The 1,029-nt window shown below is 70.1% G+C and carries 1 protein-coding gene; it reads left to right on the forward strand.

Going from position 1 to position 1,029, the window contains the following annotated elements:
- Nucleotides 1-1,015, forward strand: a 1,015-nt coding sequence (locus tag AB0M46_RS51390) for a transposase (RefSeq protein ID WP_363349088.1), incomplete at its 5' end; no start/stop codon positions are given.
- Between the last annotated feature and the right edge of the window lie 14 nt (nucleotides 1,016-1,029).

A 1,029-nucleotide genomic window follows, 5' to 3' on the forward strand; every position in this document is an offset into this window, starting at 1 on the left:
CGGCCGGCACATCGCCCAGCGGCTGGTTGCCGACGGTGAAACGGTCATCGACGTGCCCGCGAAACTGTCCGCCCGGGTCCGGGTGTTCGACACCGGTCAGGGCCGCAAGACCGACCCGGTTGACGCGCACAGCGTGGCCGTGGCCGGCCTGCGCACCCCGGGCCTGCGCACGGTGGCCGCCGACGACCACACCGTCGTGCTGCGGCTGCTCGTCGACCGGCGTGACGAACTCGGCCGGGCCCGCACTGAGGTCGTCAGCCGCATCCACCACCTGCTGCTCGAGCTGGTCCCCGGCGGGGCCAAGAAGTTCCTCACCCGCGGCCAGGCCAGCTACCTGCTGCGCACCGCGCCGCCACCGGCGGGCATCGTCGCCCAGACCCGCCACGACCTGGCCCGCGAGCTCATCGACGAGCTGACCACCATCGACGCCAAAATCAAGGAAGCGGACGCCCGGCTGCGGCACCGGCTTGCCACTGCCGGTAGCTCACTGACCGACCTCAACGGCATCGGCCCATCCGGCGCGGCCCGGCTGCTGGGCGACATCACCGACATCCGACGCTTCCGCACCGCCGCGCACTTCGCGTCCTGGAACGGCACCGCCCCGCTCGAGGCATCCTCCGGCGACCAGCACCGCCACCGACTGTCCCGCCTGGGCAACCGGCGCATCAACCGCGTCCTGCACATCATGGCCATCGTCCAACTCCGCCACGACACCCCCGGCCGCGCCTACTACCGACGCCGCCAGGCCGAGGGCAAGACCACCATGGAAGCCCTCCGCGCGCTCAAACGACACCTGTCCGACATCGTCTACAAACAGATGCTCCGCGACACCAAACGCCCAGCAGACGAACGCGCCCGCAGCGGCAGGACGGGCCCGGGAGGACAATCGGGAGCGACTCTGCAATCCAGCGCGGACGGCCCAATCCCGACAGCCGCCACTTCGGACAAGTCACAGCCCGGACCCGCCACCAACAAGGCTAGAACAACCCGGAAGAATCTTGCGAAGACCCCTTGACCTAGAGGGGAACC

Origin of the sequence: Dactylosporangium sp. NPDC051485, assembly GCF_040682015.1 — a bacterium.
In the GTDB taxonomy this organism is placed as follows: domain Bacteria; phylum Actinomycetota; class Actinomycetes; order Mycobacteriales; family Micromonosporaceae; genus Dactylosporangium.